The sequence below is a fragment of the Marinilactibacillus piezotolerans genome (genome assembly GCF_900114235.1).
GTDB classification, from domain to species: Bacteria; Bacillota; Bacilli; order Lactobacillales; family Carnobacteriaceae_A; genus Marinilactibacillus; species Marinilactibacillus piezotolerans.
In genome coordinates, this window is sequence record NZ_FOSJ01000011.1 from 40986 (window position 1) to 59444 (window position 18459).

General features: G+C 33.3%; 11 protein-coding genes. 8 read left to right on the plus strand and 3 right to left on the minus strand.

Annotation, left to right across the window (positions count from 1 at the left end; translation table 11 throughout):
* The first annotated feature begins 137 nt into the window (after positions 1 to 137).
* Positions 138 to 1076 (plus strand): UTP--glucose-1-phosphate uridylyltransferase GalU, encoded by a 939-nt coding sequence (gene galU, locus BM212_RS04285; protein WP_091896596.1) that lies wholly within the window; start codon positions 138 to 140, stop codon positions 1074 to 1076.
* 121 nt (positions 1077 to 1197) lie between these two features.
* On the opposite strand, the gene BM212_RS04290 is transcribed toward galU, so the two are convergent.
* Positions 1198 to 2277, minus strand: a complete 1080-nt coding sequence (locus BM212_RS04290) for an IS30 family transposase (protein WP_087057323.1) — start codon at positions 2275 to 2277, stop codon at positions 1198 to 1200.
* A gap of 343 nt (positions 2278 to 2620) precedes the next feature.
* A complete protein-coding gene (locus BM212_RS04295; protein ID WP_087058897.1) occupies positions 2621 to 3778 on the minus strand; it encodes an ROK family transcriptional regulator in 1158 nt (385 codons plus the stop codon).
* A gap of 586 nt (positions 3779 to 4364) precedes the next feature.
* On the opposite strand from BM212_RS04295, the gene xylB reads away from it, so the two are divergent.
* The 7 genes from xylB to BM212_RS04330 all read left to right on the plus strand — a co-directional run bounded on the left by xylB (position 4365) and on the right by BM212_RS04330 (position 18109).
* On the plus strand, positions 4365 to 5855 hold the full coding sequence (gene xylB / locus BM212_RS04300) for a xylulokinase (RefSeq protein ID WP_091896570.1): 1491 nt from the start codon (positions 4365 to 4367) through the stop codon (positions 5853 to 5855).
* A gap of 418 nt (positions 5856 to 6273) precedes the next feature.
* Complete coding sequence (xylA, locus tag BM212_RS04305; protein WP_091762547.1) at positions 6274 to 7602, plus strand: xylose isomerase; 1329 nt, start codon at positions 6274 to 6276, stop codon at positions 7600 to 7602.
* Positions 7603 to 8931: 1329 nt separating this feature from the next.
* On the plus strand, positions 8932 to 10359 hold the full coding sequence (gene xylE / locus BM212_RS04310; protein WP_091896573.1) for a D-xylose transporter XylE: 1428 nt from the start codon (positions 8932 to 8934) through the stop codon (positions 10357 to 10359).
* 1241 nt (positions 10360 to 11600) lie between these two features.
* A complete protein-coding gene (locus tag BM212_RS04315) occupies positions 11601 to 14507 on the plus strand; it encodes an insulinase family protein (RefSeq protein ID WP_177206310.1) in 2907 nt (968 codons plus the stop codon).
* A 125-nt stretch (positions 14508 to 14632) separates the two neighbouring features.
* On the plus strand, positions 14633 to 15058 hold the full coding sequence (locus BM212_RS04320; RefSeq protein ID WP_091896578.1) for a tetratricopeptide repeat protein: 426 nt from the start codon (positions 14633 to 14635) through the stop codon (positions 15056 to 15058).
* A 99-nt stretch (positions 15059 to 15157) separates the two neighbouring features.
* Complete coding sequence (gene trxB / locus BM212_RS04325; RefSeq protein WP_091896581.1) at positions 15158 to 16111, plus strand: thioredoxin-disulfide reductase; 954 nt, start codon at positions 15158 to 15160, stop codon at positions 16109 to 16111.
* Positions 16112 to 16375: 264 nt separating this feature from the next.
* Entirely contained in the window at positions 16376 to 18109 is a 1734-nt protein-coding gene (locus tag BM212_RS04330; protein WP_091896584.1) for a phospho-sugar mutase, read from the plus strand.
* Positions 18110 to 18249: 140 nt separating this feature from the next.
* Here BM212_RS04330 and BM212_RS04335 read toward each other — a convergent pair.
* Positions 18250 to 18459: transposase (locus tag BM212_RS04335; RefSeq protein WP_143744905.1), on the minus strand; the 210-nt coding region annotated here is incomplete at its 5' end.

Below are 18459 nucleotides of genomic sequence, written 5' to 3' on the forward strand. Positions count from 1 at the left end.
TATGGTTGAGATCATGCTTTTAGCAGGCTGAATGTGAACTTAAATCAAAGCACCGTATTCTACTTGAACGCAGAAAGGAAACTTTTTGCGTATTAAGATAACAGAAGGAGATTCGAATGAAAAAGGAGAAGAAAGAAATGAAAAAAGTCAGAAAAGCGATTATTCCAGCAGCAGGATATGGGACACGTTTCCTACCCGCTACAAAAGCAATGCCAAAAGAAATGATTCCAATCGTAGATAAACCAACGATTCAATTTATTGTAGAAGAAGCAATTGCTTCAGGCATCGAAGATATTCTTATTATTACAGGGAAATTAAAACGACCAATCGAAGATCACTTTGACTCTAATCCTGAACTTGAAGAAAATTTAAAAGCAAAAGGAAAACATGAATTACTTAAATTAGTAGAAGAAACAACGGGGTTGAATTTATATTTTGCGAGACAATCTTATCCTCTAGGGTTGGGACATGCTGTTTTGCAAGCAAAAGCATTCGTAGGCGACGAACCTTTTGTAGTAATGCTAGGTGACGATATTATGGCAGATGAAGTACCTTTAACCAAGCAATTGATTGAAGGGTACGAAAAAACACATGCTTCTAATATTGCTGTTATGCGAGTCCCTCATGAAGAAACTTCTAGCTATGGAATTATTGATCCAGAGGCAGAAGCAGAAGAAGGGCTATACAACGTGCGTAAATTTGTTGAAAAACCTGATCCTGAGGATGCACCTAGTGACTTAGCAATAATCGGTAGATATTTGCTAACGCCTCAAATATTTGATCTATTAGAGAAGCAAGCACCGGGTGTTGGTGGAGAGATTCAGTTAACAGATGCAATTGATGCATTAAATAAAACACAACGCGTTTTTGCTAAAGAATTTAAAGGGGATCGTTTTGATGTTGGAGACAAATTTGGGTTCTTAAAAACAACCATTCAGTATGGGTTGACTCATCCACAAGTTAAAGATGAACTTAAAAATTATGTCATCGAACTGGCTAAAGAACTTGAAAATGGTGGAGCAAAAACTAAAATGGATGCAGAATCTCATGAATTGGAAGATAAACAATCTAAATAGTTTTTCTTAAAGACGTAAATTTCAAGTTTAAGTTAGCCACCTAATTTAAAAGATAACCGCAATCGATTGTTTAATTTGTCATTAAAAGACATCAATTGTCGTTTGATAAGCACTATCGTGCTTAGACTGCGTGGGACAAAGAGCGCAGAGCATTGGCAAAACAGTCATGTGGTGTTTTATAGCCAAGTATTTTCCGAGGATAGTCATTCATCCATTGCTGGATTCTCAAGTATTGTGCTTCACTAAATTGATCGATAGCTTTTCCTTTTGGAATAAATCGGCGAATAAATTTATGCTGGTTTTCGCTTGTCCCTCTTTCCCAAGAAGCATAAGGATGACTGAAGTACACATCAAGTGTCTCGTGAAGGGCCTCATGAAGACCGGCAAATTCAGATCCGTTATCAGAAGTGATGGTCTTAAACACTTTAGAGAACGTGTCGCCGGCTCGAAGTCGTAACTGATTGATTGCCTGATCGACAGATTCTTTATCTTTACCATTGAGTTTAAGGATGATTTCAAAGCGTGTTTGACGTTCAACTAATGTCAATAAAACCGAATCGGTTTTTGTTTTGTTTCCAACAACTGTATCAATTTCCCAGTGACCAAAGGTCTGCCGGTTATCAATTTCTGCAGGTCTTTGTTCAATAGATCGGCCTAACATTCGCTTGTTTTTTCGACTTCTATAAGTCGTATCTTTTGGTTTACGTGATAATTTTTCAAGGAGATCCATATTTTTTGTTCTCATGATACCTTTGTCAATCCACCCATAAAGTGTCGTTGTACAGGGAATAATAGATGAATCAAACAAGTCATGGGTCTTCGCAAATCCAACGACGACATCTGGGGACCACTTCTCGTTTAACAATTTATCATCAGCCCACTTGATAAAGGCATCCGTGTCAGCCCATTTTGGCCTACGACCACATGCTAAACGGTTCTTTTCGTAGTTAGCCTGTCCAAACTCAGCGTTGTAAACTTCAACATAGTAGTCGTAGATTTTACCGTTCTGCTTTTGTCTTTTCAGTTGTCTAACCATTCCTCGCTTCACTTCATTGTGAATTGTCTGGGGAGCAAAACCTAATAGGTTAGCTATGCGTCGATTAGAATAGCCTTCTTTATTCAAGATTTCAATTTGGTCTCTATCCTTGATAGATAAATGTTTTCCATTGCCAGTTAATGTGTTATCGTTAGAGTGCGTCATGTGAATTCATCCTGTCTATTGAGAGTTAGTGGTATAACTTCAATATAACATGAAATTCACGTGGCGTTTTTTATAGTTTAGCCTAAGTGGCTAACTTGATTATAAAATCCAGCTTTTTCTTAAAGAACTTATTTGTTCAAATAAAATGATAAAGCAAAAAGTACTGTTATGCATAAATAGAACCGGGAAGAAATCAACTATGATTTCTTCCCGGTTCTATTTTATTATCTCTGACCATATTTCTTTAAGAGAAAGACTAATGAGTAGATGGTTTATTTATTTTTCTATAGGGATATTTCAGATAGTTGATAGCCGTCATACTAAATCTATCTCCAAATTAAGCTTACTTTAAAAATGAGAAATCAAGAGAATCGACTTGTAGAAAATTTTGAATAGCTAATATGGAACCACCATATAAACTGGCATTTTCACCTAAAGCAGAAAGACGCATAGGAATATTTTTTGAAACAGTTTTTTCAACTTGTAATTTAATAGTGTTAAATAATTCAGGAATTTCAAAAAGAATTTCCGAATTAATAAAGAGAACTTGCGGACAAAAAGTCCCCATGATATTTGATAATCCAATTCCAAGATTTGCAGCAAATTCTTTTAGAAGATTGACTGTTTCTATGTCATTTAAATAGTAACCTTCAATTAGATCTGACACTTCAAGAGATTTATCTGATTTGATTGTTCTATAATTTTTCATAAGAGCTTTATGGGAGCAATATTGTTCGAAGCACCCACTATTTCCGCATGGACATTCTATGCCATTTGGGTAAAGTGTTGTATGCCCAATTTCTCCACTACGACCTTCAAATCCTCTATATAATTCTGAATCTATTATAACTCCTGCACCGATCCCTGTGTGGATACTTACACTAATTAGATTGGAGTAGTCAGAATCAAAAGTAGATTCCGCCAAAGCAGATAGATTTGCTTCGTTTTCTATATAAACAGGTATTGATAATTCTTGTTCTAGTACACTTGCTAAGTCAATTTGATCAAGATCATAATAAGGAGTAAAAGTAATTTTATTATTATGAACAATTCCGTGAATCGCTATGGCAATACCGGTTATGCCAAAAGGGGTATTTTCCATTCCCTTTTCATAGTCTTTTACAATTTTAGAAATAATAGAACAGATATTATTTTTGTTCAATTCTATATTTTGAGATTCCTTATGAATTATTTCACCATCTAGTGAATTAATCATGTAGCTAATTTGATCATACCGAATATCAAAACTGATAGACACACCTGCTTGTTTATTTACTTCTAATAAAATAGGTTTTCTACCTCCAGCCGAAGAACTCTCTCCGATACCAGTTTCGATCACATAATGATCATGCATTAATCTTTTAACAATTTCTGATATCGTAGCTTTATTTAAACCAATATTTTCGGCAATTCGAGCTCTCGACAAGCCTGGATTATTAATTATTTCTGAAAGTACTAGTAGTACATTATTTTCTCGAATAGAATTTTGAAGTTTAACCATACATCTTTCTCCTTACATTACAAAAATGAAAACGCTTGACAAGGTTGCGTTGATATATTAAGATCTAGATATGTTAGTTTTTTTAAGCAACAAACTTACTTTATCATAATTCTTGAAAATAAAATAGATATATTTTAAGAAAAGGAAACTAATTCATTTTTTCTTTAAGGTTCTGGTTTGTCCAAGAGTTATTGAGCAGTACAAAAAAATTGAAAGGGGCAACCAAAATACTTAACATACTTATATTTTTACTTAATTAATCAACTCTCTTCAATAAAGTATAGCATTTTTCTAACAAAATTATAGAGATTTTATAAAAAATAATTTTAGCTCCGTTTAGCAGGCTGTTATTTGGGAGGTGTTTATACATTAATTAATCTTTATTGAAGACAATATTTGATGGGAATGTTTTAATATAAAAGTTTTTTAGAAGAGAATATAGAGAGAACAACAAGTTGTATTTTACGCTAGACAAACTAGTGATAAAAAATGGAATATATCACCATTATCTTTTTAAGAATATTGAAATATAAGAGGTTATTTGGCATTTTCATGACCTCAATTCAAATGGAATGGAGAAAATAATATGGGATATGTATTGGGACTTGACATTGGGACGAGTGGGTTAAAAGGGATATTGTTAAATGGAAAAGGTGAAGTTGTAGCTTCAGCTTCAAAAGAATATGAAGTATTAAACCCCAAAAGAGGTTATAGTGAACAAAATCCAGAAGAATGGTATAGAGCAGCTGTTTTAGTGATGAAAGAGATTATAAAAACTATGCCAGATGCAGCAGGGAAAATTGAAGGTATTAGTTTTTCAGGTCAGATGCATAGTATGGTCCTATTAGATGAACATGGAGAAGTGGTTCGTAACGCTATTCTCTGGAATGACGTCCGTACTACAAAACAATGTGAGGAAATAACTGAAAAATTAGGTACTCATTTAATTGAAATTACAAAAAACAAGGCTTTGGAAGGATTTACACTTCCTAAAATTCTTTGGGTACAAGAAAATGAACCCGATTTATGGAAGAAAACAGCTCACTTTTTATTACCTAAGGATTATTTGGGTTATCGACTTACAGGAAATATACAAATGGAATATTCAGATGCTGCTGGAACACTAATGTTAGATGTATCAAACAGAGAATGGAGTAAAGAGATTTTAAATCAATTTAATATTGATGTGGAAATCTGCCCCCAATTAGTTGAATCTACTGCTAAAATAGGAGAATTGAAAACAGAACTGACTGAGGAATTAGGAATATCAAACTCTATATCAGTATTTTCAGGTGGAGCAGATAACCCTTGTGCTGCAGTAGGGGCGGGGATTGTAAAATCCAATCAAGCTATGGTAAGCATAGGAACATCAGGTGTTTTCTTAACCTATGAAGAGAACGGGGATAAAGAGTATAAGGGACAATTGCATTTCTTTAACCATGTAATTCCGAATGCATTTTATTCGATGGGGGTTACATTGTCTGCTGGAAGTAGTTTGAATTGGTTTAAAAAACAATTTGCACCTAATGATTCATTTGAATCACTCCTTGAAAATGTCAATCTGATTGAACCAGGATCCAACGGCTTATTATTTGCTCCGTATATATCAGGAGAAAGAACGCCTTATACCGATAGTGATATTAGGGGAACGTTTTTAGGGATCGATATTAGTCATACGAAGGATCATTTCGTGCGGGCGGTATTGGAAGGGATCACTTTTTCCTTGCGTGATTCTCAAGAGCTTATGCGTGAACATACTGGGAAAAGTTTTAATCAAGTTGTTTCTGTAGGAGGCGGAGCAAAAAATAAAGATTGGCTTCAAATGCAAGCTGATATTTTCAATACTCCAATAGTCACACTAAAAACAGAACAAGGACCTGCTATGGGAGCAGCCATGATTGCTGCTGTAGGGCTTCGATGGTACCCAAATTTTGAAGAATGTTCAGAGATATTTGTACAAATTAAAGAAGAATTCAAACCAGATTCAGCCGCTGTTAAGAAATATGAAAGTATTTACCAAAACTATAGAGATATTTATCCAGCTATCAAAAAAATTAGTCACCAGCTTGTAAACTAAGACAATAATCAATCATTGAAACGTTTAACGAGTATCTCTTTATTAATAAATAAAAGTATCCTCTTCCTTACTGATATATCTTATAAGGGATAGGATATTTTTTGTGAAAAAGCATTTAGTGAATAAATTAACTGATTTAAATAAGCGATAATAGTATTGAAAACTCCTGTCAAAATACAACATGACGATAGAAATTAGAATTATTAGGTAAAAGAATTCATTGCTCACATTAATATTATATTTCGTTTAAAAGATAGTTCGGAAGGAAATATTAATTAGGTTGAGATAATCATATTGATTAATCAGGAAGAATTGAGATAAAAATAAAAACTTCGTATATATTATTGACAACGGTTTCATAGTATTGTATATTTAGTTTGTAAGTTAAACTAACTAATATAATCATGGAGGGAAAATAATGGAATATTTTACAAATGTTAAGAAAGTCAAGTATGAAGGGATAGATTCAAAAAATCCTCTAGCATTTAAAATATATAATGCTGAAGAAATTATTGGTGGAAAAACAATGGAAGAACACCTTAAGTTTTCTGTTGCTTATTGGCATACTTTTGCTGAGGAATTGACGGACCCTTTTGGTTCAGGAACAGCTATTCGTCCTTGGGATAATATAACGGATCCAATGGAAAAAGCGAAAGCAAAAGTAGAAGCAGCTTTTGAGTTGTTTGATAAGTTAAATGTTCCATATTTTGCTTTTCACGATGTAGATATTGCACCAGAAGGTGAAAGTTTAAAAGAAACTTTTGAAAATATGGATATTATTGTTGATTTAATTAAAGAAAAAATGGAAACAAGTAAAACTAAACTTCTATGGAATACGGTTAATAATTTCTCGCATCCTCGTTTTGTTCATGGAGCAGCTAGCTCAAATAATGCCGATGTTTTTGCCTATGCAGCAGCAAAAGTAAAAAAAGGTCTGGAAGTTGGTAAAAAATTAGGATCTCAAAGTTATGTATTCTGGGGCGGTCGTGAAGGATACGAGAGTTTATTAAATACAGATATGGGATTAGAAGTGGACAACTTGGGTCGCTTTTTCCATATGGCAATCGATTATGCAAGTAAAATTGGCTACGAAGGGCAGTTTTTGATTGAACCAAAACCCAAAGAACCAACTTCTCATCAATATGATTTCGATGTAGCTACTACACATGCATTTTTACAAAAATATAATTTGGATGATAAGCTAAAATTCAATATTGAAGCTAACCATGCTACGCTAGCAGGTCATTCGTTTGAACATGAACTGCGCTATGCACGTATAAATAAAATGCTAGGGTCTGTAGATGCCAATCAAGGTCATCCATTACTTGGATGGGACACAGATGAATTCCCTTCAGATATGTACGCTACAACTTTGGCAATGTATGAAATTCTCAAGAATGGTGGGTTAGAAAAGGGTGGATTAAACTTTGACTCTAAAGTAAGAAGAACATCATTTGAGCCAGAAGATTTATTTAGAGCTCATATAGTAGGTATGGACAGCTTTGCTCTTGGATTAAAAGTGGCGCACAAAATGATAGAAGAAAATGTCTTTGAAAACATTATTGATAAACGTTATAAGAGTTTCAATGAAGGAATTGGTAAAGATATTGTTGAAGGGAATACAGACTTTGACAAATTGACAGAACACGCATTGAACTTAAAAGAAGTTAAGAATGAATCTGGTCAGCTAGAAGTTATTAAAGGCGTATTAAACCAATATATTCTCCAAGCTCTTTCAGGAAAATAGTAAAAATTAATAGATAGAATAAAAAGTTTCTCATGGGGAAGATTTATTCTTCTCCGATGAGAAATATTAAAAATAGAAAGATCATTTAGGTCTTTAGTATTAAATATTTAAAAATATGTTGATGAGAACCAAAAAAGTTAAGGAGCAAACCAAATATAAATTTTTTTGAATGAACAAAAGTCAATTTTGTAAGCGTTTGACGAAATGTTGGTATACTTCCATATCCTTGCGGAAAATAAAGATTAACAGATTCTACCACTCTGTTTTTGTATTCTTATAAATTAAAAAGATAGCGATCACTTCTAAAATAGGAATTAGCTTGAATAAATCTAAAAAAATATACGGAGCAAGATTATTAAAAAATAGATCGATATGGTCATCTTAGCAGCTATGAGCTAATTGGTTTTTGAAGCATATGGGAATGAAGGAAACTCAGTTATAGCTTTGGAAATGAAGCAGATACTGATAAGGCTGAACTATGACAAGATACAGAACAAAAAAATATGGACGAGGAGATCAAGTTTTAGAAATTTGGTCTTTTACTAATGAAGTCAATACTATATTTGAATGGTTTTAGCCAATTTTTTTGGATCATAAAAACGTTCCTTGTATTTCCCCTAGAGGAAAAGAGCTAATTCTTCTAATTACATACTGGCAACGTTAGCTAACGAAAAGGAATCGGCAAATACTTCCAACAGGGCAGCTTCAAAGATTGAAGTGTGTAGTTCATTTGAGAGCATATTGCACTTTTAATAAAGATTCTCAAGAAAAGGTTGCTTGCCATCCGTTATTTGCTGTATCACATTGATAAAGTGATCTCGTTAACCGTTGAATGGCCCTATACTTTTCTTTTTTAATGATGGTTTTACTATACCGCCTAAGGCCCCAAAGCCGATAAAGGACTATAGAGTTTTGAACAATAACTTCTACACCAAATCTTTATGTCCCTACTATTATCTGAAAGTGTTGATGGATAAAAATTTTAAACAAATGCAGATTTTATGTCAATGACAATTTGATCGCAATGGAACTTTCAGTTGAAGACTAGAATCGTTTCCTTGATCTGGTAGATACCATATAAGTCATTGTAAAGTATGTCTTATTTTAGACGGTTGCCTTAGCTGTCAAAGAACCACCCATCATTTTTTTAGAGCTAACACCAATACCTACGAATAATTCCACGAAAAGGATCTCCTTTCAAAAAAATTGGAGTATCCAAGTAAAAAGTTTAATGTAAATCTACTATTTGTTTTTTAAAGAGTAATTTGTTGTTCTTAAATATACTATAGGAGGGGGAAAGAAAGAGAATTTATCTCTTTCTGACATAAGATGAAGAAAAATGGTTATTTTTATATTGTATTAATCACATTGGTAGCAACCCTAGGAGGGTTATTATTCGGGTATGATACAGCTGTTATATCTGGAGCGGAGGGATCAATTCAAGCATACTTTATAGATAATTTAGGACTTAGCTCACTTGTACACGGAATTACCGTGTCTAGTGCTTTAATCGGTTGTGTTATTGGTGGATTTGCATCCGGTTTCTTTTCATCAAAATTTGGTCGGAAATATTCGCTTATATTAGCGGGAGGATTATTTTTGATGTCAGCTCTTGGATCAGCCTATCCAGAATTTTTATTCTTTACAAAAGATAATCCAACTGTAGCTCTACTTATTACATTTAACATTTATCGTATTATTGGTGGCATTGGTGTTGGACTAGCATCAGCAGTTGCCCCAATGTATATTGGTGAAATGGCACCTGCACATATTAGAGGTACATTGGTTTCATTAAATCAATTTGCAATTATTTTTGGTATGTTAGTCGTTTATTTTGTGAACTATGGTATAGCTAGCGGACAAACGTTGGAGTGGATAAATGATATTGGTTGGAGGTACATGTTTCTTTCAGAAGCAGTCCCTGCACTATTATTCATGACTTTACTATTTACTGTTCCAGAAACACCACGTTATCTTGTTTCGAAAAATAAAGATGAAAAGGCGATGTCTGTTTTATCTAAAATTTATGAAACTACAATGGCGAAAGCCACTTTGTATGAAATCAAGGAATCATTTGATAAAAATAATGCAAAAGCAAAGCTATTTTCTTTCGGTAAAAAAATTGTAGTCATAGGTATTTTGTTATCTGTCTTCCAACAATTTGTAGGGATTAATGTGGCACTTTACTATGCACCACGGATTTTTGAAAGTATGGGGGCAGGAAAAGATGCTTCTATGTTTCAAACGATTATTATGGGCTTAGTGAATGTTGTATTTACGCTTATTGCGATTTTCACAGTTGATAAATTTGGACGAAAGCCATTATTAATTATTGGTTCGATTGGTATGACTATTGGAATGTTTGGCGTTGCTGGAATGGCTTATTCAAACATAATTGGGGTTGGAACGTTAATCTTCATTATCATTTATACGGCATCATTCATGATGTCTTGGGGACCAGTTGTTTGGGTACTCATTTCCGAAATATTCCCTAATAAAATTAGAGGACAGGCTGTCGCAATTGCTGTAGCTGCACAATGGGCAGCAAACTATTTCGTTTCTTCTACCTATCCAGCGATGATGGAAGTTAGCGGTGGAGTAACATATTCAATATATGGCATCGTGAGTCTAATCTCAGCAATTTTCATATGGAAATTCGTACCAGAAACAAAAGGGAGATCACTAGAAGAACTCGAACAAATCTTAGTAAACTCAAGAAAAGAAAAAATACAATCACTAAAAACTAAAGTATCTTAACGACATACGGGGGAGGTACCTTATAGGAAATAGACTAAAATAATAAATAAGGCTAATGCTTTTTAGTGAAATGAAAGTACCTCCAACAGAACTTCCAAGTACTAATCCGATCTGGTAGAAGAAAGTCTTCTTGTTACGTAATTTTAAAACAAGGAAGAGGAATAATTTGAAAACATGCATTATTTGAAGAATTAGATAAAAATTGCGTCGTACCAATGTGCAACAATTTAATAATTGTTTTACTTCATCAATAGCTCGTCCATCTTTTTAAAAAGCAAATACTATGTAGATTATAATTGCATATTTTTTGAAAAAAGCTATTTAAATTTAAAAAATAATAATAAGATTAATTGTAAAATAGTGATACTCTATGGTGTTAGATCACATTGATTATAGTGCCTAAGACGTAAGCTTTCAAGTGACAGTGTTAGGATCTTGTCCTTCAAATACGAATAAGAGGTAAAATCAAAGTTTATATCCTCTAAGCTGTATCCATGAAGGATAAAATCTAAGATTTTTTCAGATTCTATAGGATACTTAGCATATTGTTCTTTTGTGGTTGAGCTTTAAAAAAAATACACGTTGGAGCTTTAGTTAAGGTTGGTCTATTTCAACTGGAATTAACATTTGAATGAGTTACCATTATATGCTATCACTTTCCATTCTCTGTTGAAGAAAAAAATATAGTAGAACAAAAACGGGAGGGCATTGAGCTCTTCCGTTTTTGTTCTACTATTACTTTAGAGATAATATTTTTTAAGGCGGTCAGAATGCTATTTATATTCTCGAGTATTAATTTAGCCCGTAAAGCTAAGTATGCATTGATTGAATGAAGCATATGATGATCAAGCAAACTAATTAGATGAAGGTTTCGAAGGTCTCTTCGAGTATAAGCTTGTAGGTAAAAGTTACAATTGATTGAAAAGAACGAAACTGCTTGAACGATTAAATGTGAAAGTCAGATAGAGAGAAAAAGTGATCAGGAGTTTCTCCAACATGGATTCCGCTAATCTCTACATTGGGAATGACTTGAAGAACTTCTACGAAAATCGGATCAGTTCTTCAAGATATAATATTCAGTTTGAATCAAACAAATGAAACTAAAAACAAAGTATCGTAGAATTTACACAGAGATCTGGACTTGATTATACTTTATATAGATAAAATGAGCTTTAAAAAAAGTATCATCTGTTATAATGTAAGTAATGTATAAAGGAAGACTTATAAATCGGAGGCAAATAATGGAATTAAATCAACGATATAATGGATTTGTTGTTACACATTTAGAAAAAATCCCAGAAGTAAAAGGAACAGTTTATCAAATAAAACATGAAAAGACAGACGCAACGATTGTGTATGTAGAGAATCCTAATGAAGAAAAAGTGTTTTCGATTGGCTTTAGAACACCTTCTAAGGATGATAGTGGAATATTTCATATACTTGAACATGCTGTCTTAAATGGATCAAAAAAATATCCTTTAAAAGATCCTTTTGTAGAACTATTGAAAGGCTCTTTACAGACTTTTTTAAATGCAATGACATTTAGCGAAAAAACAATTTATCCTGTTGCAAGCATGAATGAAGTAGATTTCTCAAATCTCATGGATGTATATTTAGATGCTGTTTTCTTCCCGAACGTTTTAAACAACAAACAAATTTTCCAGCAAGAAGGTTGGAATTTGAAATATAATGAAAGTGAAAACCGATATGGATTTGAGGGAATTGTCTTCAATGAAATGAAAGGAGCACAATCTTCTTCTCAAAGAAGATTTATACAAGGTCTTGAAGCAGCATTGTACCCAAACACGCCATATGCTACGAATTCAGGAGGAACACCTCTATCTATTTTAGATTTAACTTGGGAACAATTAGTAGAAGCACATCAGACTTATTACCATCCTTCTAACAGTTTTATTTATTTATACGGAGAAATGAATATTGAAGAACAACTAGATCATCTAGCGGAGTATTTAAATGAATTTAACTATCAAGATATTTCTAATAAACTGATTGATCTTAAAGGGGACTCCTCTCTATCGGAGACTGTAATTGAGTTTCCGATTGCAGAAGATGAAGATAAGCAAAAACAAGCTTATCTTGGTTACGGAACTAAGTTTTCAATAGAAAATAAATACGAATTATTGTTAGCTTTTGAAATCCTTGATGAAATCTTATTGCGTGGAAATGATGCACCCTTAAAAAAACGACTACTCCAAGAAGGAATCGGGAAAAATGTATTTGGATGGTTTGATACTTCTTCTACTATGCCCTCATTTAATATTGGCGTTAGTCAGACCGACGAAGCACAGAAAGATCGTTTTATAAGTGAAATTAGTTCTGTATTAGAAAGATTGGTAAATGATGGGATTAATGAAGCGACAGTTCAAGCAGCGATTGCATCAGTAGAATTCCAATTGAGAGAAGGAGATTTTGGTTCTTCCCCAGAGGGATTATATTATGGCATCAATGCAACTGAGGCCTGGGTCGCTAGTAGACCAGTTTTTCCTGCTTTTAAATATGAAGAAAGCTTTAGTATGATTAAAGAGCAGCTAAATGAAAAATATTTTGAAAATTTAATTGAAAAATATCTATTAAATAATGAGAATAAAACAATTGCTGTAGGTATACCTTCAACTGAAATTGAAAAAGAAGAATATAAAGAAGAGCAAAATAAATTAGAGCAGTTTAAGGCGACTTTGACTGAAGATGATATAGTAGAATTGATTCGAGAAAACGAAAAATTGGTCGCTTTCCAGACTACGATTGATTCTGAAGAAAATAAACGTACATTGCCAAATTTAAAACTAGCAGATATAAGTCAAGAACCCATCGAACTACCTTTAGAAAAAGAAATAGAGAATGAAATAGAGTTCTTATATCATGAATTAGAAACGAACAAACTAGCATACTATAACCTTTATTTTAATGTATCTGCTATAAGTGATAGTGAATTACCTTATTATCGGTTATTCACTACTCTACTAAAAGAATTAGGGACTTCTAAATATACTAGTGAACAATTATCGCAAGAAATTGCTATTAAGGTAGGGCAAATTTCTATTTCTAATCAAGTGTATGCTCCTGATATTGACAAAGCTGTGCATAAAATAAAAGTTGGAGTTAGAACCAAAGAATCTTCAATAAAGGAATCTGTAAGTTTAGTTAACCATATTATGACTGAAACAATCTTTGATGATAAAAATAAAATAAAGGAAACTTTAGGCCGGCTAAGTTCTTCAGTAAAACAATTTTTAGAAAATAGTGGACATGTAGCCGGTATGATGCGGGTGAACAGCCATTCATCCATTTCAGGACATATAACTGAGCAATTAGAAGGAATCAGCTTTTATCGCTTTTTAACCAATCTAGAAGAGAATTTTGATGGTCAGTATGAAAATATAGTGGAACAGATGGAGAACATTGCCCATAAGATCTTCAGTAGAAAAGAATTGACTGTAAGTTTTACAGGAGAAAAGGCTTTATTTAATAGTTTTAAAAAAGAAATATTAACTATAGACTATCCTATATCTGAGTCAGTTAAAGCAATAAATGAATATAAACCAGAAATTAGTAAAGAAGCCTTCACAAATAGTAATTCAGTTGTATATGTTTCAAAAGGATCAAATCTTAAATTAGTTGGTGAAGAAGTAAGCGGATATCTTTCTGTTACTAATAGTATTTTAAACTTAGAATACCTTTGGGAAAAACTGCGTGTAGTTGGGGGAGCGTATGGTGGTGGAATGTCATTATCTTCCAGTGGTAATATTGTATTTTATTCCTATAGAGATCCCAATATTTCTACTACGTTGAATACGTATGATAAAGTAAGTGATTTTATTCAAAATTTAGAATTGAGTGATTTAGCACTTGAGCGATTTATTATTGGGACTATAGCCAAAATGGATCGGCCAATGAATGCTCGTATGAAAGGAAATGCTTCAGATGCAAATCATTTCCAGCTAATAAGTGAAGCTAAACGTAAGCAAAGACGTAAAGAAATTTTAACCACTACACTCAATGATATTAAAACGACTTCTGAGATATTTAATAAATTAAGGTCTTTAGAGTCAACCTGTGTGATAGGAAATGGAAGAATAATAGAAGAGAATTCCGCTGAATTTGACTACAAGGAAAGCTTATTCAAGTAAAAGATAAAAAGTTGCATAAGGCAACATAATGAAGGTATAATCAATTCTAGTGTAATTGAAACGAGCAATAGTAACTTGAGAAAGGTTGAACGAATTGTTTTAATGATAAGAGGAGAATCGTAGTTATGGAACGATCGGATGATCATCAAGTTATTTCACTCACCCCTAGTGCAAAAACTTATTATGGGCGAGCGATGATAGCATATGAAAAAACGAATTTTGAAAGAGCAAAAAACCACTTTAAAATAGGAATTAGTTTAGCTAAGAATGAAGAAGAAAAAATGTTTGGTCATATTCAGCTTGCATTGATTTATCAGCATTCTTTTGAATTTGAAAAATCAGTTGAACTATTTGATTCACTTTTAAATAATCTAATTCAAAGATATCATGAAGTTTATTTTTTTCAAGCAACAAATTATTTGCATTTAAAAGAATACAATAAAGCTCTATCATTACTAGAAAAATATATTGAAGGAAATCATTCAGGTTCTTATAAATTAGAAGCTTTAGAAATGAAGAAAATAATTGAAACGCAATCGAAAGGCATTTGATTGAAAAATTAAAACTTACTAAAAGTAAGAAAGAACACTAGCGTAATGACTAGCATTTCTATTATAATAGAAAGAGAAACAGTTGAAAGGAGTTATTATATGGAAGTCATTGATAAAATATATGACGTAATTGTCATTGGTGCAGGTCCTGGTGGTTTAACTGCTGGACTTTATGCTTCTCGCTCTAACTTAGCTACATTGATGCTCGAGAGAGGCCTTCCAGGCGGACAAATGAATAATACCGCTGAAATTGAAAATTATTCTGGATTTAATAGTATCCTTGGACCAGATCTTTCCACAAAAATGTTTGAAGGTTCACAGCAATTTGGTGCTGAATATGCATATGGAGATGTTCAGGAAATAATTAATGGTGAAGAATATAAAGAAATTGTAACTTCTAATAAAACATTCCGTACTCGCTCCATCATTATAGCAACTGGTGCTGAGCATAAGAAACTTGGAGTTACCGGAGAAGCAGAATTCAATGGTAGAGGCGTATCTTATTGTGCCGTCTGTGATGGAGCTTTCTTCAAGCAAAAGCACATTATCGTAGTTGGTGGAGGAGACTCTGCTGTTGAAGAAGGAACCTATTTAACGCAATTTGCTAGTAAAGTAACGATTGTTCATAGAAGAGATTCTCTTCGCGCACAAAAAATTCTCCAAGACAGAGCATTCAAAAATGATAAAATCGAATTTATATGGAATTCTGTCGTTGAAGAAATCGAAGGCGAAAATGCGGTTAATGCTGTACGCATCAAAAATATCAAAACAGGTGAAACTTCAACTTTAGAAGCAGAAGGAACTTTTATTTATATTGGTTTGTTACCTAACTCTGATCAATTCCGATCATTAGAAATTACTGATGAAGAAGGTTGGATTGAAACAGATGAAAATATGGAAACGAACATTCCAGGAATTTTTGCTGTTGGAGATGTGCGCAAAACAGTATTGCGTCAAGTAGCCACAGCTGTTGGGGATGGTTCTGTTGCTGGTAATGCTGCTTACCAATATGTTGAAGAGTTGAAAGAAAAATTGGAAAAACAAAGTGTTTGACCATTATTGATAAGCAGTAAGATTTGTTTTATATAACAGATAAAAAAGTATAGTTTTAAGAATTGACTTAATAGCTTTAGATAATATCTAAAGTTTATGAGGAATCTTAGAACTGTGCTTTTTTATATTGTTAAATAGTCAACAAGTGCGTATAATAGTAGTTGTCATGTAAGCCTTTTATGTCAAGTTCATGCATAATCAAAGCAAAAATGGTACAATTAAACCAATATCAAAATAAAATTACTTAAAAGAGAGGTTATATATATGAGTTGGCAGGAAACCTATAATACATGGAAAAATTATTCTAAATTGGATACGGATATGTTAAAAGATTTAGAAAATATTGAACAGGATGAATCTACATTAGAGGATGCATTTTATGCGCCGCTTGAATTTGGTACAGCGGGCATGAGAGGTATTATTGGTGCAGGTATTAATCGAATGAATATTTATACTGTGCGTCAAGCAACTGAAGGTCTTGCCTTATTTATTGAGGAAGAACAAGGTGAGCAAGCTAAGAAAAGTGGAGTAGTAATAGCTTACGATTCTCGTCATATGTCTAAAGAATTCGCTATTGAGTCAGCTAGAACTTTAGGTGCGCATGGAATAAAATCTTATGTATTTGAAAGTTTACGTCCAACGCCAGAACTTTCTTTTGCAGTACGTCATCTTCAATCTGCAGCAGGTATTATGATAACAGCTAGCCATAATCCACCTGAATATAATGGATACAAAGTATATGGTGAAGATGGTGGACAACTACCTCCTAAAGAAGCCGATGAATTAACTGGATATGTGAGAAGCGTAGAAGATGTCCTTTCGATTGCAGTTGCTGAAGAGTCTGAAATCAAAGAAAATGGCCTCTTAGAAATCATTGGTGAGAATGTTGACAAAGCATATTTGGATGCAATGGAAAGAGTAACGATTAATCCTGAGATGATCGACAGAGTGGCGAATGATTTAACCATAGTATTCACACCTTTACATGGAACTGGTAAGATGATAGGAGTAAAAGCTTTGAAACAAGCTGGTTTCCGCAATATCGAACTGGTAGCTGATCAAGCAGAACCGGATCCAGAATTTTCAACTGTTAAGTCTCCTAATCCTGAAGATCCGGCAGCATTTGAAAAAGCAATCGAACTTGGATGCAAAATAGATGCTGACATTCTGATTGCCACTGATCCAGATGCGGATCGTTTAGGCATGGCTGTAAGAACTGCAGCAGGTCATTATGAGGTGTTAACAGGGAATCAAATTGCTAGTCTAATGCTAGATTATATATTAAGAGCTCACCATGAAACGGGAATTTTACCTAAAAATAGTGTTATAATCAAATCGATCGTATCAAGTGATTTACCAAAAGCTATTGCTGAGAAAAGCGGAGTAGAAACAATAGATGTATTAACTGGATTTAAATTTATCGCTGAAAAGATCAAAGAGTACGAACAAGATTATTCTCATACCTTTATGTTTGGATTCGAAGAAAGTTATGGTTATCTTGTGCAACCTTTTGTACGTGATAAAGATGCGATTCAGGCATTAATCATGAGTGCTGAAATGGCTGCATATCATAAAGAGAGAAATTATAGTTGTTTTGATGCTCTACAGGATCTCTATCATGAATATGGTCATTACAAAGAAAAGACTATTTCAATCAAGATGGATGGAATCCAAGGCGCACAAAAAATAAATGATTTAATGGATAGTTTAAGAAGTAATTCACCAAAAAGCTTTGGTGAAATCAAAATTAAAGAAATTGAAGACTTTAAGACTGGTAAACGTATAGACCAGGATGGAAATGAAGAAACAATTGATATGCCTTCAGCAGATGTATTAAAATATCGTCTAGTAGATTCTAGTTGGATAGCTGCACGTCCGTCCGGAACAGAGCCTAAAATCAAGTTTTACATTGCAGCTTTTGATGATTCGGGTGTAGCTGTAGAAGAAAAACTGGCGGCCTTTGAACAAGCGATACAAAAAATTGTAGAACAAAACTAACATAGGCTATATTCAATTTGAATTTTAGCTAAATAAAAACAGAGGCTGGGACAAAAGTCTCTGAAAGTCTTTAAATATAGAGAACCCCTGAGAAAATTGTAGAATACAATTCTCTCAGGGGTTCTACTTACTGAATGATTCTATTTTTTCTTTCTTTTATTATATTTTCGTAGGTTATTAGCCATGAAGATCAGATTCGTTTCATTTTCTACATTCGATTTTCCACGAACTGAAAATCGAGTGAACCTCAAATTGGCCTTCACCTGTCCGAAAGTTGGTTCTACATCAATTTTACGTTTACCATAAAATTGAGTCCCTTCTTCTGACGAAAGCTTTTCTCTAATATTTAG

What these genes read in the sequence shown, in the direction of transcription:
- xylE (WP_091896573.1), top strand. Translation starts at nt 8,932, where the DNA reads ATGAAGAAAAATGGTTATTTTTATATTGTATTAATCACATTGGTAGCA.
- BM212_RS04320 (WP_091896578.1), top strand. Translation starts at nt 14,633, where the DNA reads ATGGAACGATCGGATGATCATCAAGTTATTTCACTCACCCCTAGTGCA.
- BM212_RS04295 (WP_087058897.1), bottom strand. Translation starts at nt 3,778, where the DNA reads ATGGTTAAACTTCAAAATTCTATTCGAGAAAATAATGTACTACTAGTA.
- xylB (WP_091896570.1), top strand. Translation starts at nt 4,365, where the DNA reads ATGGGATATGTATTGGGACTTGACATTGGGACGAGTGGGTTAAAAGGG.
- xylA (WP_091762547.1), top strand. Translation starts at nt 6,274, where the DNA reads ATGGAATATTTTACAAATGTTAAGAAAGTCAAGTATGAAGGGATAGAT.
- galU (WP_091896596.1), top strand. Translation starts at nt 138, where the DNA reads ATGAAAAAAGTCAGAAAAGCGATTATTCCAGCAGCAGGATATGGGACA.
- BM212_RS04330 (WP_091896584.1), top strand. Translation starts at nt 16,376, where the DNA reads ATGAGTTGGCAGGAAACCTATAATACATGGAAAAATTATTCTAAATTG.
- BM212_RS04290 (WP_087057323.1), bottom strand. Translation starts at nt 2,277, where the DNA reads ATGACGCACTCTAACGATAACACATTAACTGGCAATGGAAAACATTTA.
- trxB (WP_091896581.1), top strand. Translation starts at nt 15,158, where the DNA reads ATGGAAGTCATTGATAAAATATATGACGTAATTGTCATTGGTGCAGGT.
- BM212_RS04315 (WP_177206310.1), top strand. Translation starts at nt 11,601, where the DNA reads ATGGAATTAAATCAACGATATAATGGATTTGTTGTTACACATTTAGAA.